This window comes from Mycobacterium sp. E3198 (assembly GCF_001667015.1).
In the GTDB taxonomy this organism is placed as follows: Bacteria; Actinomycetota; Actinomycetes; order Mycobacteriales; family Mycobacteriaceae; genus Mycobacterium.
The window spans coordinates 1-510 of sequence record NZ_LZIS01000172.1 but is presented as its reverse complement, the minus strand read 5'-3'; the positions used below and the strand labels follow the sequence as shown (position 1 = coordinate 510).

The 510-nt window shown below is 67.5% G+C and carries 1 protein-coding gene; it reads left to right on the top strand.

The genetic code is table 11. From position 1 onward, the window contains the following. Positions 1-510: class I tRNA ligase family protein (locus A5673_RS18900; RefSeq protein ID WP_156748373.1), on the top strand; the 510-nt coding region annotated here is incomplete at both ends.

Genomic DNA, 510 nt, shown 5'->3' with positions numbered 1-510 from the left:
AGGTCGCGCAGGCCGCCGCCGCCGAAGGGCTGCCCACCGCCGAACTGGCCCGCCGCAACTCCGACGTGTTCCAGCGGCTGCAGGAGCGGCTCGACGTCTCCTTCGACAGGTTCATCCGCACCACCGACGCCGACCACCACGAGGCGTCCAAGGAGATCTGGCGGCGGATGGCCGCCGCCGGCGACATCTACCTGGACACGTACGAGGGCTGGTATTCGGTGCGCGACGAGAGGTTCTTCGTCGAATCGGAGACCGAGGTGGTGAACGGGACGCGGATCGCCGTCGAAACCGGCACACCGGTGACCTGGACCGAGGAACAGACCTACTTCTTTCGGCTGTCGGCGTACACCGACAAGCTGCTGGCCCACTACGAGGCGAACCCCGACTTCATCGCGCCCGAGGTGCGGCGCAACGAGGTGGTCAGCTTCGTCTCCGGCGGCCTGCGCGACCTGTCGATCTCGAGGACGTCGTTCGACTGGGGCGTCAAGGTTCCCGAGCACCCCGATCACG